Source organism: Providencia sp. Me31A (assembly GCF_050487165.1).
In the GTDB taxonomy this organism is placed as follows: domain Bacteria; phylum Pseudomonadota; class Gammaproteobacteria; order Enterobacterales; family Enterobacteriaceae; genus Providencia.
In genome coordinates, this window is sequence record NZ_JBKQGZ010000026.1 from 1 (window position 1) to 17,070 (window position 17,070).

The window sequence follows — 17,070 nt, forward strand, 5'->3', positions numbered from 1 at the left end:
GAGAAAGCCTGAACAGTCTCGAGAGCTTGGCTAAGTAACATAAAAAAATCCGTAATCTTGGGATGATTACGGATTTTTGCAGAACTGTAGGATCGTTCAACCTATTATTTAGTTCTTAACTGATCGGTATTAAGCCCAAGGGTGGGTTTAAATCTGCAATAACAAGCGCCATTTATTTACTTAATCTTAGAAATAGTATTATTAATCAGTGAATTGAACAAAATAATTGACACTTTAATCTTCATTGCCATGAAAAAAATAGTGGGATTTTGTTATGGTAGGCATCAATAGAAGCCACCATTAATATTGGGAGTAAATATGATATCGTTACGCCAATCAATGCATAAAGCGGATTCACTCCCATCAATTAGTTTCAGTAATGTTAGCTTAGCGAGTATGCAAATTGAAGCAAAACTCACTTTCCGATTATGTATTTAAGTGATATTTTACTTTCACTAATTTAATAAGGATGACTTTATGGGTGTAGAATTTCATATTACTCGCGCTGAATGCTGGTTTGATAGTGAAAGCAATCCAATCAGTAGCGATGAGTGGCTAGCTCTTGTTGAACAAGACCCAGAGCTAAAAATAAATGCTATTAACGGTGAATTTAATGCTTTATGGCTCGGTAATAGCAGCTACGAAGAACCTTGGCTTGATTGGTACAATGGTAATATTTATAGCAAATGGCCTGATACCACCCTCTATATAAAAATGCTAGAAATTGCCAAAAAACTAAATGCTAAAGTTATGGATGATGAATGTTGTATTTATGAATTACCCGAATCATGGGTATACCCTTGAACGATGCTCATAACGAAAAACCTACCGAAGCAGGTTGTTCTTTCTTTTATTATCATGGCTGGAAGGCTATATTTGCACATTAGTTTAAAATAAAAGATAAAACATTGTGGGAGGTTTCCACTTATTTTTGTGCATTTATCATTTTTTGTAGATATTATTTAATAGCATGAAGGTGATAAGCGTATTTCTTACGGAAAATCTTGCGAAATGTGTATGCCTGAGCATTCGCATTTTCTTTTTTTTCCAATCAACTATAGCGCATACTAGGGTATTTATTCATAAGAAAGCTACTTGTAAAGCCTATGGAACTATGACGGCTAAAGTAAAAAAATAAGAGTTAATAACAATAGCTCTTGGAAGTCAGTCCTAAAGAGCGATGGAATAGAAAACTTCAAATTTCACGACTTGAGACACACTTAAGCAAGTTGGTTAATTCAAGTCACTGTGCCGTTATCAGCATCGCAAGAAATGGGGGGATGGGAAAGTATCGAAATGGTTCTTCGCTATGCTCATTTAGCACCCGACCATTTAGCTGAACACGCCAAACAAATTGATGCTGTTTTCAATGGCTGCGTCCCAAATACGTCCCATACAGTCAGTATAAGTTCTGCGGCACGCTCATAACTCATTGAAAATACTGGTGGGTTGTGTGGGGATCGAACCCACGACCGAGTGATTAAGAGTCACCTACTCTGCCAACTGAGCTAACAACCCAATACGAAATATTTAACGCCTATCAATTGCTACAGTCAATATTATTCTGCTATTTTTATAGTGTAAGTTAATTTTTAGTTGCAAATGTTAAACCTACGATAACTATAGATTGAATAAACACCGATCTAATTCGAATAAGGTAACTTTTCCTTTCTCGAACTGAGATTTGTGTCACAATATTTCACGCAAACATAACCACAAAATTAAAAAAATACTGTGGTCAATCATAACAAATTACTACGGACATTTTACAGTATGGAAGAAAATGTGACATCAACCCCCACTCAGCACAATGCTGATCGTAACCAATTAAAACGTAGCCTTAGCAACCGCCATATACAACTTATTGCAATTGGCGGCGCAATTGGAACAGGCCTGTTTATGGGGTCAGGCAAAACTATCTCACTTGCAGGTCCTTCGATAATATTCGTTTATATGATAATTGGCTTCGTGCTATTTTTCGTTATGCGAGCGATGGGGGAGCTTCTGCTTTCTAACCTTGAATATAAATCATTTAGTGATTTTTCTACTGATTTAATCGGCCCTTGGGCAGGTTTTTTCGTTGGTTGGACATATTGGTTTTGTTGGGTTATCACCGGCATTGCTGATATTATCGCCATTACTTCTTATGTCAGTTTCTGGGCACCTGATTTCCCTGAATGGGCGACATCTTTTATCTGTGTGCTTACCCTGCTAATACTAAATTTAGTCTCAGTTAGGTTATTTGGTGAGCTCGAATTTTGGTTCGCCATGATAAAAATAATCGCTATTGTTGCCTTAATTGCAGTCGGCGGCACCTTAATTGCCGTGAGTTTCCAATCTCCAGCAGGGCACACTGCATCATTAAGCAATATTTGGAATGATGGTGGCATGTTCCCGATGGGGATCAGTGGCTTCTTTGCTGGCTTCCAAATTGCTATCTTTGCCTTTGTTGGCATTGAACTAGTAGGTACAGCTGCTGCCGAAACACGGGACCCAGAAAAATCATTACCTAAAGCGATTAATGCCATCCCTATCAGGATAATCGCTTTTTATGTTTTATCGCTGATTGTCATTATGGCAGTGACACCATGGCGTACTATCTTAGCGGATAAGAGCCCATTTGTTGAAATGTTTGTGCTTATCAGCCTACCCGCGGCGGCAAGTATTGTTAACTTCGTGGTACTAACCTCTGCGGCCTCATCAGCCAATAGCGGTGTATTTTCCACCAGCCGGATGCTATTTGGATTGTCTAAAGAGGGAGATGCTCCGAAACAATTTAGTCAATTATCCAAAAAAGCAGTACCTGCAACTGGGCTCATTTTTACCTGCATCTGTCTAAGTTTTGGTATTGTTCTTATCTATTTCATTCCAAATATCATGCACGCATTTACCTTAGTAACCACGGTATCTGCCATCTTATTTATGTTTATTTGGAGTATGATTTTATACAGCTATCTGAACTTTCGCAAAAAACGTCCAGAAATGCATAAAGCCTCTCATTACAAAATGCCCGCAGGGATTATAATGTCATGGCTAAGTTTGGCATTTTTTGCGTTCATGGTGATATTACTAGCATTTCAACATGATACAAGACAGGCGCTTATTGCAACTCCAGTTTGGTTTATCGTTTTATTTATCGGTTACCAAATAGTAAAACGCAGAAAAGCAAATTAACCTGCTGATTTAAAAACAAAAAGGCCGAATAAACATCATGTTATTCGGCCTTTTTTATTTACAATCCATTAATGGGATTTATATTCTGCTTCTGCTTCATCGAAACGCGCTTGTGCCGCAGCACTCGGTGCTTTAGTTAACAGGCTAATCACAATAATAGCGATTGTTGCAAAGATAAAACCAGGAATAATTTCATATAAATCAAACCACTTATATTTCATCCAAACCAACACTGTCACAGCACCTACTAGCATCCCAGCCAAGGCTCCTGTGCGAGTCATTCGTTTCCACATAACCGATATCAAAACAACCGGACCAAACGCAGCGCCAAAACCAGCCCATGCATTACTCACCAGAGCCAATACCTTGTTATTAGGGTCTCGAGCAATATAGATGGCTATAGCCGCAACGAGCAATACCATGAATCGCCCTACCCATACCAATTCTTTTTGGCTCGCTTTTTTACGAATGAATGGCTTATATAAGTCTTCAGTCAGCGCGCTTGCACACACTAATAACTGACAACTTAACGTACTCATTACTGCCGCCAATATTGCTGATAATAAAATCCCAGCTATCCAAGGGTTAAATAAGATCCCCGCTAATTCCATGAAAATTCGCTCATTATTTTTAGTCACTGCACCAGCTAAGGCAGGATTATTTTCAAAATAAGCGATACCAAAAAAACCTACCGCAATGGTGCCACACAAACACAACACCATCCATGTCATACTAATACGTCGTGCCGAACGAATAGTTAGATGGGAATCTGCCGCCATAAAACGCGCTAAAATATGGGGCTGGCCAAAGTAACCTAATCCCCAGCCTAATAATGAAAGAATAGCAACAAAATTCATGCCCTTAAACATATCAAGATATTCTGGATTCTTGGCTTTAATGACTTCAAGTGAAGTATCAATACCACCGAGAGATAGGATAACCACTACCGGTGTCAGTATCAGCGCAAAAATCATGAGTGTCGCTTGAACGGTGTCCGTCCAACTAACGGCTAAGAAGCCACCAAGGAAGGTATATGCGATGGTAGCTAACGCCCCTAACCACATCGCTTTTTCATAACTCATGTTAAATGTGCTTTCAAACAGCAAGCCACCAGCAACCACGCCTGATGCACAATAGATAGTAAAGAAAACTAAAATAACAACCGCAGAAATGATACGTAGGATCTTACTATTGTCTTCAAAACGGCTAGTAAAATAATCAGGTAATGTTAATGCATTATTGTTTTTTTCCGTTTGCACGCGCAAACGTCCAGCAACAAATAGCCAGTTAAGATATGCACCTAAGCTAAGACCAATTGCAATCCAGCTTTCTGATATACCGGCTAAGAAGATAGCACCTGGTAACCCCATCAGTAACCAACCGCTCATATCCGAAGCGCCTGCTGATAATGCCGTCACCACACTTCCTAGGCTTCGTCCACCCAGTATATAGTCATCGAAGTTTTTTGTGGAACGATAGGCTAAATAGCCAATTAATAACATGCCAGTAATGTATACGATGAACATGATGATCATCGGGGTGCTTACATTCATCCGGTTTCTCCATTGAGTAGCTTAATAATTGTTAGTTATCTTTATAATTGTCGGTGATAACTTGTAATCTCATGGTGTTACACTTTATTGCACATATTTAATTGCGCATTTTTAATTTATTGCCATGAACACCAAGTAGGTTGTGATTGTTTGTGTTGCACTGCTTGTGTTGCACTAACTGAATAATTTAGTGACTCCATCCTAGACAGTCTCATGTTAAATTAACAAGAAATTAACTATTTTTTATCCCATAAATAAAACCCACATCACAAATGTTAAATTTTCAAATCAAATAATCAGACTATAGATTAATTATTCCCACAACCATTAAAAGGTTATAATTATATGAAAAACATACAAAATAAATAAACATTAATTTAATTGATAATATTTACTCTCTAAAACTTCGACTTGTTTCACATTTCCTCCATAAGGATTAATTAACAATGTTGCACAAAGTTGCAACATTAGGATACTGTGGTATAACTTTTCGATTATTACGACCTGCGAATTAGAGGAATTAAGATGAGTAGCACAACAACTATGGGTGTGAGACTTGATGAAGCAACTCGTGAACGCATTAAAAATGCCGCTCAACGTCTTGACCGCACATCACATTGGCTTATCAAACAAGCTATTTATAATTACCTAGAACAACTTGATAACGGCCAATTCCTCCCTGAACTATCTGCCAGTGTCGACGCAAAAGAAAATCAAACCGATGAAGACACCGCGGTCGAATCTAACTATCAGCCTTTCTTAGATTTTGCAGAGCATATTTTACCACAATCCGTGAAACGTTCCGCAATTACTTCTGCTTATCGAATACCTGAAACCCAAGCTGTGCCTATGTTATTACAACAAGCACAGCTTCCAATAGACCAAGCAGAAGCTGCACATAAACTCGCTTATTCAATCGCAGAAAAATTACGCAATCAAAAAAACGGGATTGGCCGCTCAGGTTTAGTTCAGGGATTACTACAAGAGTTTTCGCTTTCCTCTCAAGAAGGCGTAGCACTAATGTGCCTTGCAGAAGCTTTACTGCGTATCCCAGATAAAGCCACTCGTGATGCACTAATCCGAGATAAAATCAGTAATGGTAATTGGCAATCACACTTAGGCCAAAGCAACTCCATGTTTGTCAACGCAGCAACTTGGGGACTATTATTTACCGGCAAACTCGTTTCTACTCACAACGAAGCCAAGCTCTCAACCTCTCTCAACCGTATAATTAGTAAAAGCGGAGAGCCTTTAGTCCGTAAAGGTGTTGATATGGCGATGCGCCTGATGGGCGAACAGTTCGTGACAGGAGAAACAATCTCTCAAGCACTGGCTAATGCGCGTAAACTTGAAGATAAAGGCTTTCGTTATTCTTACGATATGTTAGGCGAAGCCGCACTAACAGAAAAAGATGCTCAAGATTATATGGTTTCTTACCAACAAGCGATCCATGCTATTGGTAAAGCATCAAATGGGCGTGGCATTTATGAAGGTCCCGGAATTTCCATTAAATTATCGGCACTGCATCCGCGCTATAGCCGTGCACAATATTCACGTGTAATGGATGAACTCTATCCACGCCTCTTATCTTTAGTATTACAGGCACATCAATACGATATTGGCATTAATATTGATGCGGAAGAAGCTGATCGTTTAGAAATCTCTTTGGATTTACTCGAAAAATTGTGTTTTGAACCACAGCTTGCAGGTTGGAATGGTATCGGTTTTGTTATCCAAGCCTACCAAAAGCGTTGTCCATTTGTCATTGATTTTATTATTAATTTAGCTGAACGTAGCCAACGCCGGTTAATGATACGCCTAGTAAAAGGTGCTTATTGGGACAGCGAGATCAAACGTGCTCAAATTGATGGCCTAGAAGGCTATCCGGTATATACTCGAAAAGTTTATACCGATGTGTCTTATATTGCATGTGCTCGAAAATTACTGTCAGTACCTAACTTAATTTATCCACAATTTGCAACGCACAACGCTCACACTTTATCCGCTATCTACCAAATTGCAGGAAAAAACTACTACCCTGGGCAGTATGAGTTCCAATGCCTACATGGTATGGGTGAGCCACTGTATGAACAAGTTGTCGGTAAAGTTGCTGACGGTAAACTGAATCGTCCTTGTCGTATTTATGCACCAGTGGGCACTCATGAAACCTTGTTGGCATATTTAGTTCGTCGATTATTAGAAAATGGCGCCAATACTTCCTTTGTTAACCGTATTGCAGATGCAACCATTCCATTAGACGAATTAGTCGCTGATCCGGTAAAAGATGTCCTTGAATTATCTAAATCTGAAGGACAAGTTGGCTTACCTCACCCGAAAATCCCATTACCACGTGACTTATATGGTCAAGATCGTGTCAATTCAATGGGACTTGATCTATCGAATGAACACCGCTTAGCATCGCTATCTAGCGCCCTACTCAGTGCTGCGATGCAACAAAAAATCGCAGCGCCTTTGTTAGGTGGAGATTACCAACCTTCACAGCCATTGCCCGAAACCATCGCAATTATTAACCCTGCATACAATAAAGATATTGTCGGCCAGGTTCGTGAGGCCACGGAACAAGAAGCTGAACATGCCTTAAATGTGGCGAGTGATGCAGGTACCATCTGGTTCGCTACCCCACCATCCGAGCGAGCTGCAATCTTGCTACGTGCCGCTGATTTAATGGAACAACAGTTACAACCACTGCTTGATGTGTTAGTGCGTGAAGCAGGTAAAACCTACAATAATGCCATTGCAGAAGTTAGAGAAGCCATTGATTTCTTAAACTATTATGCAACACAAGTTAAAAATGATTTTGACAATAACACTCACCGCCCATTAGGACCTGTTGTTTGTATCAGCCCTTGGAATTTCCCATTAGCTATTTTCTCAGGGCAAATTGCAGCAGCACTTGCAGCGGGTAATACCGTGCTAGCTAAGCCAGCGGAGCAGACACCATTAATTGGTGCAATTGCGGTATCCATCATGCATCAGGCAGGCATTCCTCGTGATGTATTACAATTTTTACCCGGCAAAGGAGAAACGATTGGTGCTCAATTAGTCGGTGACAAACGAGTTCGTGGTGTCATGTTTACAGGTTCAACCGAAGTTGCAGGCTTACTTCAACGTAACATTGCTGGCCGCTTAGATGCACAAGGCCGCCCGACACCACTAATTGCAGAAACAGGCGGCTTAAATGCCATGATTGTTGACTCTTCTGCTCTGACAGAACAAGTTGTGACTGACGTTGTCGCATCCGCATTTGACAGCGCAGGCCAACGTTGTTCTGCCCTGCGTATTTTATGTATTCAAGACGATGTTGCTGATAGAACCATTCGCATGTTAAAAGGCGCTATGGAAGAATGCCGCATGGGTAATCCTGAGCACCTTTATACTGATATAGGCCCCGTCATTGACCGTGAAGCTAAAAACAATATCGATCAACATATTCAGCAAATGCGTAGTAAGGGCAAAATGGTGTTCCAAGCTGCCTTTGAAAACAGTGATGACCAAAAAGAGCAAGCCGAAGGCACATATGTAAAACCAACATTAATCGAACTCGATAATGTCAGCGAGCTGAAAAAAGAAGTCTTTGGTCCTGTTCTGCACGTTGTCCGCTTTAAGCGTGAAGAACTAGAAATACTCGTAAATCAAATTAATGCAGCAGGTTACGGATTAACTCTTGGCGTACATACACGTATTGATGAAACCATTAACCAAGTTGTATCTAAAGCCAAAGTTGGTAACTTATATGTTAACCGAAATATGGTTGGTGCCGTTGTCGGGGTGCAACCTTTTGGTGGAGAAGGCTTATCCGGTACTGGACCTAAAGCAGGAGGCCCATTATACCTCTACCGATTGCTCAGTGAACGCCCAGATAGCGCCATTTCAAATACCTTAGAAAGACAAGATAGTCATTTGCCGATGGATGCAAGTGCACGCAATGATTTACTTTTATCTTTTGAAGCCTTCACTCAGTGGGCACAAAAGCAAGAAGCGTTGATCGCTCCTTCAGTCATTGAATTATTCTCTCGTCATACTCAAGCAGGTACAACTCGAGTTCTGCCAGGTCCAACAGGAGAGCGTAATACTTACACTCTTCGCCCTCGCGGTTTAATCTTATGTATTAGCGATAATGAAAAAGACACGCTAACTCAACTCGCTGGTGTCCTATCATCTGGCTGTCAATCTTTATGGCCTGATAGTGAAATTCACCAGAAACTCTATAAGTCGTTGCCTGAAAAAGTGAGAAAAACCATATCACTGACTAAAGATTGGCAAAAAACCAAAGAGCCAATCGAAGGTGTTATTTATCATGGTGATAGCGACCAATTGAAAGAGGTTTGCGCAGCAATTGCACAACGTAAAGGCCCCATTATTTCAGTACAAGGCTTCGAACGTGGTGAAACAAACTTATTAATTGAGCGTTTAGTTCATGAACGTTCATTAAGTGTGAATACAGCAGCAGCAGGTGGTAATGCTAGCTTAATGACTATTGGATAACACTAAAAAACCTGTTCTCACTTTTAATTGAGGCCAGGTTTTATATTCACTGTTTAATTTTAAAAACTGTTTATTAATACCAAAAAAACAAAAGGTGCCCTTAAGGGCACCAATTTCTTATTTTATGATAGTAAAATTAATTGACATTTATTTTCACTATTTTATTAAAATCATTGAGTTTTTTCTGACTCCCAGAATAAATATTGCTCGTACTTACGTAAAGCAATATTGTAATTACTAAATGCAGAATCTGTCATTTTTTCACTTAATTGTTCTTGAATTTTACTTGCAGTAAATTCTTTCATTGAAAAATTAGATGAAGATAACAGTTCGTCTAAACGGCGTAATCGAACAACGTATTCGCGAACAGTACTATGGCTCATTTCAGTCTGTAAGAATAAATACTGTTTAAATGACATGATATCAAAGTAATCAGTATCACTATTGCAATAAATTTCACTACAAAAACGACAAAGCGCAGTGAATTTATCTTGCAGCTCCCCCCAAGTACTTTCATCAACCAATTCAGTCATTTCAGCGATAGCTTCTTTATTAAGGATGTCATCGTTGAAAACCAAAGAGATACGATCAAGAGTTTTGTGGCAATGTGCACAATGAGTTTGGCTGTGTTTAAAATCTTTGATGTAACGACTCAGTGGCCGTTTCTTTACAATAGAAGCAGACATAATGGTAACGCCCTGTGTGTAAGTCTAAAAATAAAATTGTAACTAGATATTATCAAGTTACCTACATGATATGCCCATAGCATTAATAAAAGTCTACTATGTTGCATAGAAATACGGGTTTACCCGTATCTCATTCTCTTACTTTCTCTTTAGGAGAATAATCCTCCTAAAAATGTATGGTAAGAAAAGTTATTACCCTTTGTTAGATGTATTCTAACCCGTCTCTCGCTCTTTGGCGAATTTCTAGGGTGAGACAATTTTGGTACGAATTTGATTTAGCGTCAACCTTAATTAACCTAATTAGCGTTAACTCTGTACACATACCGTTAACCCACAATAAAACGATACTACCGCTTAGATTGCGCTAGGGGCAAAGACTTTACCTGATAATTTCATATTCGTACAAAGAAAATTTGATTTAAAAATCAAACTTATACTCATAAAAAGGATTTATTGATGAATTTGTGATGCAGCTCACTTTTTGCATCTATAGTTGCATCTTAAATGTACAGCAATTGATTCTGTTAATATCTCATTGTGCAAACTTATCAGTAACACGTAAATATTTTGTTACACAATATATGAATAGTGAGGCCCTTTTCTTCATATACATAAATGTTATAAACACCTATGAAAATGTTATATATGATTATTTAAATTAAGGCACTCCCCAGACTAATAAACTAAAATATAATTTTGATGAAAAATTTATTGACTTAAGCCACAATTTACTGACCCTATTTCACCATTACTCACCGTTTCGATTGCTCTTTGTATTAAGCATCCCTTTCTTTACTTTATACAACAATATGCTCTACTTTCAGAAATAAAAATATTTTCTACTATTCCTAATTACATGAAAAATAATTAGATAGCATAAAGCCTAACTTCATATATCCAAAATAACGCAAAGAAACGATATTATACGCCACTAAGACTCAAAATTAACATTTTAAATAATATATTATTTTAGGATTTGTCATGTTTGATATTAAAAACATCTCTTATATACTTTAAATGCTATATAAATAAATAATTTTAATAAGGTTGATTATGAAAAAGTTGATTTTAGCTTGTGGTATGGGGTTATTGGCACTGACAATCACTGCTTGTTCAGAAGAAGAAAAAAAAGCTGAAGTTGCAGGCGCAACTGAAACATGTAATGCGTATTTCGCTGAAGTTGATGGCTTAATTGCTAAAGCTTCTGAAAACCCGCAAGCAAAAGCTCAGTTAGATGCAATGAAAGATCAGCTGGAAGAAGGTAAAAAACAAGTCGCAGCACTGCCTAAAGATCAGCAAGATAAAGCTTGCCAACAAGGTATTGATGCAATGAAACAAATGAAATCTGCTTTAGGCCTGTAATAAGTCTAGATCAGTTTGCAAAAATAAAAAGAGTCACATGTGGCTCTTTTTATTGGTATCAACATAATTTATTCTGCCTTAAATTACCATCCATTAATTAAACACCGACAAAAAAATAAAAATAAGCAATTCAGTAATAAAAATAAAGAAACCATCCTTGGTTTTCTTACATTTTCAGCTAACTTACAACCAAGTCCCAAACCGTTTGATATAAAACTGTTTCATCAATTGAGCAACAACGCAATAGCTAACAAGTGTTAATGCTAACCAAGGGAAATATTCTATTGGTAATGGTTGTAACCCAATCATTTCACCAAATGGTGAGAATGGAATATACAAACCTAACGCCATAATTAACCCTGTTGTTAACATCACAGGCAATGCCGCAGTGCTTTGAATAAACGGTATTTTTTGCGTTCTTAACATATGGACAACTAATGTTTGAGAAAGCAATCCCTCAACAAACCAGCCCGATTGGAAAAGTGCTTCATGTGCAACACTATTTGCTTGGAATACATACCACATTAAGGCAAAAGTCGTAATATCAAAGATAGATGACGTCGGCCCAATCCAAATCATAAAGCGACCGATATTTTTCGCATCCCATTTGCGAGGACGCTTTAAAAACTCTTTATCCATTCTATCCCAAGGTAACGCAAGCTGGGAAATATCATACAGCAAGTTTTGAACTAGCAAGTGAATGGCTAACATCGGTAAGAATGGAATAAATGCGCTAGCAATTAATACTGAAAATACGTTACCAAAGTTGGAACTGGCGGTCATATTTAGATATTTAATAATATTACCAAAAGTTTCCCTTCCTTTGATAACTCCCTGCTCCAGAACCATTAAATCTTTTTCAAGTAAGATAATGTCTGCTGATTCCTTAGCAATATCAGTTCCAGTATCTACAGAAATTCCCACATCCGCATCACGCAAGGCTGGCGCATCATTGATACCATCACCGAGGAAACCAACTGTATGCCCATTTGCTTGTAATCTTTTTAAAATACGGGATTTTTGCAATGGCGTTAATTTACAGAAAACCGAAACCTGTTCCACCTTTTGGCTCAGCTCTTCATCTGACAAGGCTTCAACTTCTAACCCCGTCATAATTTCGCTAATATTGAGTCCCACATCATGGCAAATTTTTTCCGTAATAATGGCATTATCACCGGTCAACACCTTAACTGTGACGCCATTTTCACGTAACGCTGCAATAGCTGAAATGGCACTTTCCTTTGCTGGGTCCAGAAAAGTTAAAATACCTTGCAGTTCGAGCTGTTGTTCCGCTTGAGCAGAGAGTGGTAAGCTGGCTTCCGCGTTATTCAAATGGCGAGTGGCAAGTAATAACACTCGAAATCCTTGCCTATTATACTCACTCACTAGCTCTGTAATTTTTTCTCTTGCTTGGTCATCGAGTAAACGAGACTTGCCATCTTCTTGATAACTATCGCAAACTGCTAACATTTCCTCAGCAGCTCCCTTACAAATTAGTAAGGATTCTCCTTCCGGTGTCCTAACTGTCACTGATAACTTACGTCGGATAAAATCGAATGGTAACTCATCAATTTTTTGAAATGCTTTTAACTGTTCAACTTCGCTATTGCCTCTACCACGACGAATAATTGCCTGATCCATCATGTTTTTAGCGCCACTTTGATGGAAGCTATTTAGCCATCCCAACTGCAAAATTTTACTATTTTTCTGCCCATTACTATCCAAATAATGTTCTAAAATAATTCGATCTTGCGTTAAAGTTCCCGTTTTATCGGTACACAGAACATCCATTGCTCCAAAGTTTTGAATCGCATTTAGCCGTTTCACAATCACCTTGTGCTTAGACATCGCAATTGCCCCTTTGGCTAAATTCGAACTGACAATCATGGGCAACATTTCAGGTGTTAAGCCAACAGCTACTGCTAGTGAAAAAAGTGTAGCTTCAAACCAATCCCCTTTTGTAAAACCATTAATTAGTAAAACGATGGGTACCATAACTAACATAAAGCGGATCAATAACCAGCTAACACTATTAACTCCGCGATCAAATGAGGTTTGTGCGCGGCTACCAACAATGGATTTTGCCAGTGAACCTAGATAAGTTTTAGCTCCCGTCGCAACAACAATTCCACGAGCCGTTCCACTGGTAACATTCGTTCCCATCAAACAAATATTGGAGATTTCTAATAATTCGTTTTCTGTTGGTGAAACAGGATCTAGGCTTTTGGCAGAAACATCAGCCAGAGTGTCGTATTTTTCAACAGGAATAGATTCCCCTGTCAAAATCGCTTGGCTAATAAATAAATCCCTTGATTCTACAAGTTTTAAATCCGCTGGAACCATATCTCCCGCAGATAACAAAACGATATCACCCGGAACTAAGCATTTAATCGGTACTTCTTTGCGAGTAGAACGCCCTGTTCTGTTATCACGGCGAAATACTGTAGCGGTTGTTCGCACTAGCGATTTCAACGCTTCAGCAGCCTTATTAGTACGGTACTCTTGCCAAAAACGCAAAAATCCACTGAGCAAAACCATGGTCACAATGATCATAACACCGGTTAGATCAGTCTCTTCCCCTTGCTTTTCAGGAATAAGATAGTCGGTAAAAAAACTAACTGCCGCTAGTACGATAAGGACAAAGATAAAAGGATTTTTAAAAGAAGCGAGTAGTTGCTTCCAAGCTGGAGGGGCTTTTTCATGAGCAACTTCATTTTCACCTTCCGATACCAGACGATCCATCGCCTCGTTTTCAGATAGGCCTAATAAATTTGTTTGATACTCATTCAAAACTTGTTCAATGCTTTTACCTGCCTGTTCACCAACAATAAATTTTTGGCGTGCAGGTGTCTTAACGCTTTTGCGTTGATGCCTTATTTCAGTCATAACGTTGTCTCTAATACAACACTTGTATCCTGTTTACGCTATCCAACTGAAAGTAAGACTATTTAATTATCAGTTGGATAGCCCCAATTTTCTACTCCAAGATGGAGGGTGGTCGTCCATTTCGGCTCCTTTTGTCAGTTAATTTTTCGCAATCAAGCTGGTAGCTCTGATGCCACTTTCCAATTGATAGCACTCACGCTTTGTTCAAGACTGATCCTGCATACCAATGCTTCAATTTCTTTTTGCTCTACCGGTGTCGCTAAAAATTCAGCACACACTTCCAGTTGTTCTGGTTTTAAGGTATCCGCACTACTTAAAGATCGTAAACGAATGTGCAAACCATTAATTGCTTGCAAAATAAGCGTTCTAACTAAAATTTCATCATTTTGATGACACATCACACGAATTTTATAGCGCTGCTCAACATCAAGTGCTTGTTGCTGTGGTTGTTTATTAATACGCGCCGCAGCTTCTCTTAACAAAATATTGGCACACAAAATGAGCAATGTTGCCATCATTGCCAATGAATATTGGCCAAGGCCACATAAAACACCGATCCCAGCAGAACACCAAAGGGTTGCTGCCGTATTCAAACCTCGAATATTCATGCCTTCACGCATAATCACGCCAGCGCCAAGAAAGCCTATCCCTGATACAACTTGGGCAGCAATACGACCAGGGCTATCCGGTGAAGTTGTCACTGAACTTAAAATAAATACCGCAGCACCTGTTGCAACGAGTGCATTCGTTCTCAAGCCAGCCATACGCTGGCGCCATTGACGCTCAGCACCAATTAATGCACCAAAGCACATAGCAGAAAGAAGATTCAAAATATCAGGAGAAAAAAGCATAATAATCCTCCAAAAAATAACTTGGATAGCAATTTATATGCTTAATAAAAAGCATATAGCCATGTTTTGAGTAAATAGATTACTCAAGGGTCATTAGCTATTGCCTGGAGGAAATAGAGAATAAATATATACCAACATAATACACACTCAATACAACAGTAATACGCTATCTAACTCAATATAGAATAATACTTCGTAAATATAATAAGGGTGTATGTGTGATGAGGAACATCAGACACCGCCCGCCTAAATGGCAAGCAGTGAAAAGAAAAGACGATTACTGGCTTGCCGTTAAATTAAGTTTTTATTCCAACTCTGACTGTCCAAGTAATGATCTCCTAAATAAAAGATGGGTGGAGTATAGGTGGGGAAATTTATTAAGTAAAGAACAATGTGTTAATTAATTTAAAATTAATTAAAGCCTCACTTTTCTACAGGGGTAACAAAAGTCCCTTCAAGTCCTTCTTTTTCATTAAAAAACCAAATCCCTTCAGGGTAATCTGGCAATGAAATTAAATACATCACTCCTTCATTAAAAGGCTCAATTAATAAGATTGTTCCTTCCCTACGTTCTTGTCCATCGGTTTTGACATAAACACGATCATTAATATTCATAAAACTCATATTCCAACAAAAATGATATTAATAATAAATATAGAACATACGAAAAAGCCCGTCATTAAAAATGACGGGCTTTAGAAAATCAGTTAAGCAATTAGCTTAGATAGCAGTTACGTTAGCAGCTGCTGGGCCTTTTGCACCGTTTTCAATAGTGAATTCAACTTGCTGGCCTTCTGCCAGAGTTTTGAAACCAGCGCCCTGAATGGCAGAGAAGTGGACGAAAACGTCTTTGCTACCATCAGCTGGAGTGATGAAACCGAAGCCTTTAGACTCGTTGAACCACTTAACTTGACCTTTCATTTTGTCGGACATTTGACTTTTCCTATATAACATCAAAAAAACTTGCCTTTTTGGCATATACGGGCCAGAGTCAACTATTTAATCAGGGAAACACCAAGATGAAGCGTCATGGTCAAAGGCTATCTGCGATAACTTTCTTCTTTAGAACACACTAACTTAGTAATCATACATCAAATAGGACTGCTAAACAGGCCGATGTTCATTAACTCATGACTTAAAGATAATAGCAACTACTTTATACGAACAAACCTTAAAAATATGCAGTTTTTTCGAGTGCGTCACTTTTTATAGGCCATAATGTTAACAAAAACGTTGCATTCCGTTGATAGTTTAAAGAATATTTGAATCAATACACCATCTATGTCAAGAAATGTAAATAAAAGACATCTGAAACAATGACAATCCGTGCAAATATTTTTTTTAACTGATATATAACAATCTTGTCTCCACATGATACCCTCCTAGTATAGATATCTAACCGAGAGTTACCACATCATGGATATTATCAAACAAATACTCATCGAAGATTTGAATGCCATCAATGAACGCGAAAATCGTGATGGTAAACCTTACTTCAATAGTCAATTTATCGCTAATCACCCTTATTTATGCATTGGCATGATAGCCGCTTATGTACCACTGGCCGTTATCCTTTGGTATGCGCCCTATTTTGGCCCTTACTGGACTTTGGGGATCACAATCCTATTTATCGTATTAGCGAGTGTATTACTTTTTGATATCAAACCCGTTTACCATTTCGAAGATATCGGTGTTTTAGATTTACGAGTCTGTTATAACGGTGAATGGTTTGTTACTGAACCAGTTTCTGATAATGCAGTTCGTAAACTTATTGATTCGCAAGATGTTAACCCAGCGATTAAACAAGAAATATCACGTTTAATCGCATTAAAAGGAATGATTTCATTTTATGATATCTATCATGTTGCTTATCCCGAAGTTTCTGTATCACCGCAAGGTATGTTAGCTGCTCAAAATTAAAGCAATATCAATTGACTAGAGTGAAACTTAGCCATAATGCGCAGTGAGTGAGCAATCAAATATTTTTTATGTTTTTATCGTTGACAGCCTGAGGCGATATCGTTAATATTCGCCTCGTTCTCAGGAACAAGC

11 protein-coding genes, 1 tRNA gene and 1 pseudogene are annotated in these 17,070 nt (G+C 38.5%); 6 read left to right on the forward strand and 7 right to left on the reverse strand.

Features of this window, described 5'->3' with window-relative positions:
• The first annotated feature begins 477 nt into the window (after window positions 1-477).
• The gene (locus ACLPIE_RS18665; protein WP_430263217.1) at window positions 478-804 is read left to right on the forward strand and encodes a hypothetical protein; all 327 of its coding nucleotides are present in this window, start codon (window positions 478-480) and stop codon (window positions 802-804) included.
• 259 nt (window positions 805-1,063) lie between these two features.
• Window positions 1,064-1,428, forward strand: a pseudogene (locus ACLPIE_RS18670) (tyrosine-type recombinase/integrase); the annotation flags it as partial.
• Between the two features lie 14 nt (window positions 1,429-1,442).
• Here the strand turns inward: ACLPIE_RS18670 and ACLPIE_RS18675 are convergent.
• Window positions 1,443-1,518: transfer RNA gene (locus tag ACLPIE_RS18675), tRNA-Lys, on the reverse strand.
• A 255-nt stretch (window positions 1,519-1,773) separates the two neighbouring features.
• Here ACLPIE_RS18675 and cycA point away from each other — a divergent pair.
• Window positions 1,774-3,174, forward strand: coding sequence for a D-serine/D-alanine/glycine transporter (gene cycA, locus ACLPIE_RS18680; protein WP_430263218.1), 1,401 nt, complete (start codon window positions 1,774-1,776; stop codon window positions 3,172-3,174).
• Window positions 3,175-3,242: 68 nt separating this feature from the next.
• Here cycA and putP read toward each other — a convergent pair whose 3' ends face one another.
• Window positions 3,243-4,727, reverse strand: a complete 1,485-nt coding sequence (gene putP / locus ACLPIE_RS18685) for a sodium/proline symporter PutP (RefSeq protein WP_430263219.1) — start codon at window positions 4,725-4,727, stop codon at window positions 3,243-3,245.
• Window positions 4,728-5,252: 525 nt separating this feature from the next.
• Between putP and putA the strand changes: the two genes are divergently transcribed.
• On the forward strand, window positions 5,253-9,233 hold the full coding sequence (gene putA, locus ACLPIE_RS18690; RefSeq protein WP_430263220.1) for a trifunctional transcriptional regulator/proline dehydrogenase/L-glutamate gamma-semialdehyde dehydrogenase: 3,981 nt from the start codon (window positions 5,253-5,255) through the stop codon (window positions 9,231-9,233).
• A 170-nt stretch (window positions 9,234-9,403) separates the two neighbouring features.
• On the opposite strand, the gene fliZ is transcribed toward putA, so the two are convergent.
• Window positions 9,404-9,919 carry a flagella biosynthesis regulatory protein FliZ gene (gene fliZ / locus ACLPIE_RS18695; protein WP_430263222.1) on the reverse strand — a complete coding sequence of 172 codons (516 nt, stop codon included), beginning with the start codon at window positions 9,917-9,919 and terminating at the stop codon, window positions 9,404-9,406.
• Between the two features lie 1,053 nt (window positions 9,920-10,972).
• Here fliZ and ACLPIE_RS18700 point away from each other — a divergent pair.
• The gene (locus ACLPIE_RS18700; RefSeq protein ID WP_430263223.1) at window positions 10,973-11,281 is read left to right on the forward strand and encodes a DUF5339 domain-containing protein; all 309 of its coding nucleotides are present in this window, start codon (window positions 10,973-10,975) and stop codon (window positions 11,279-11,281) included.
• Between the two features lie 183 nt (window positions 11,282-11,464).
• Here the strand turns inward: ACLPIE_RS18700 and mgtA are convergent, their stop codons facing one another.
• The 4 genes from mgtA to cspE all read right to left on the reverse strand — a co-directional run bounded on the left by mgtA (window position 11,465) and on the right by cspE (window position 15,951).
• Window positions 11,465-14,167, reverse strand: a complete 2,703-nt coding sequence (gene mgtA / locus ACLPIE_RS18705) for a magnesium-translocating P-type ATPase (protein ID WP_430263224.1) — start codon at window positions 14,165-14,167, stop codon at window positions 11,465-11,467.
• A 152-nt stretch (window positions 14,168-14,319) separates the two neighbouring features.
• The gene (locus ACLPIE_RS18710; protein WP_430263225.1) at window positions 14,320-15,018 is read right to left on the reverse strand and encodes an MgtC family protein; all 699 of its coding nucleotides are present in this window, start codon (window positions 15,016-15,018) and stop codon (window positions 14,320-14,322) included.
• Between the two features lie 423 nt (window positions 15,019-15,441).
• On the reverse strand, window positions 15,442-15,633 hold the full coding sequence (dsrB, locus tag ACLPIE_RS18715; RefSeq protein WP_430263226.1) for a protein DsrB: 192 nt from the start codon (window positions 15,631-15,633) through the stop codon (window positions 15,442-15,444).
• Between the two features lie 105 nt (window positions 15,634-15,738).
• Window positions 15,739-15,951, reverse strand: coding sequence for a transcription antiterminator/RNA stability regulator CspE (cspE, locus tag ACLPIE_RS18720; RefSeq protein WP_008911725.1), 213 nt, complete (start codon window positions 15,949-15,951; stop codon window positions 15,739-15,741).
• A gap of 483 nt (window positions 15,952-16,434) precedes the next feature.
• On the opposite strand from cspE, the gene ACLPIE_RS18725 reads away from it, so the two are divergent.
• Complete coding sequence (locus tag ACLPIE_RS18725) at window positions 16,435-16,938, forward strand: YlaC family protein (protein WP_430263227.1); 504 nt, start codon at window positions 16,435-16,437, stop codon at window positions 16,936-16,938.
• Window positions 16,939-17,070: the final 132 nt, after the last annotated feature.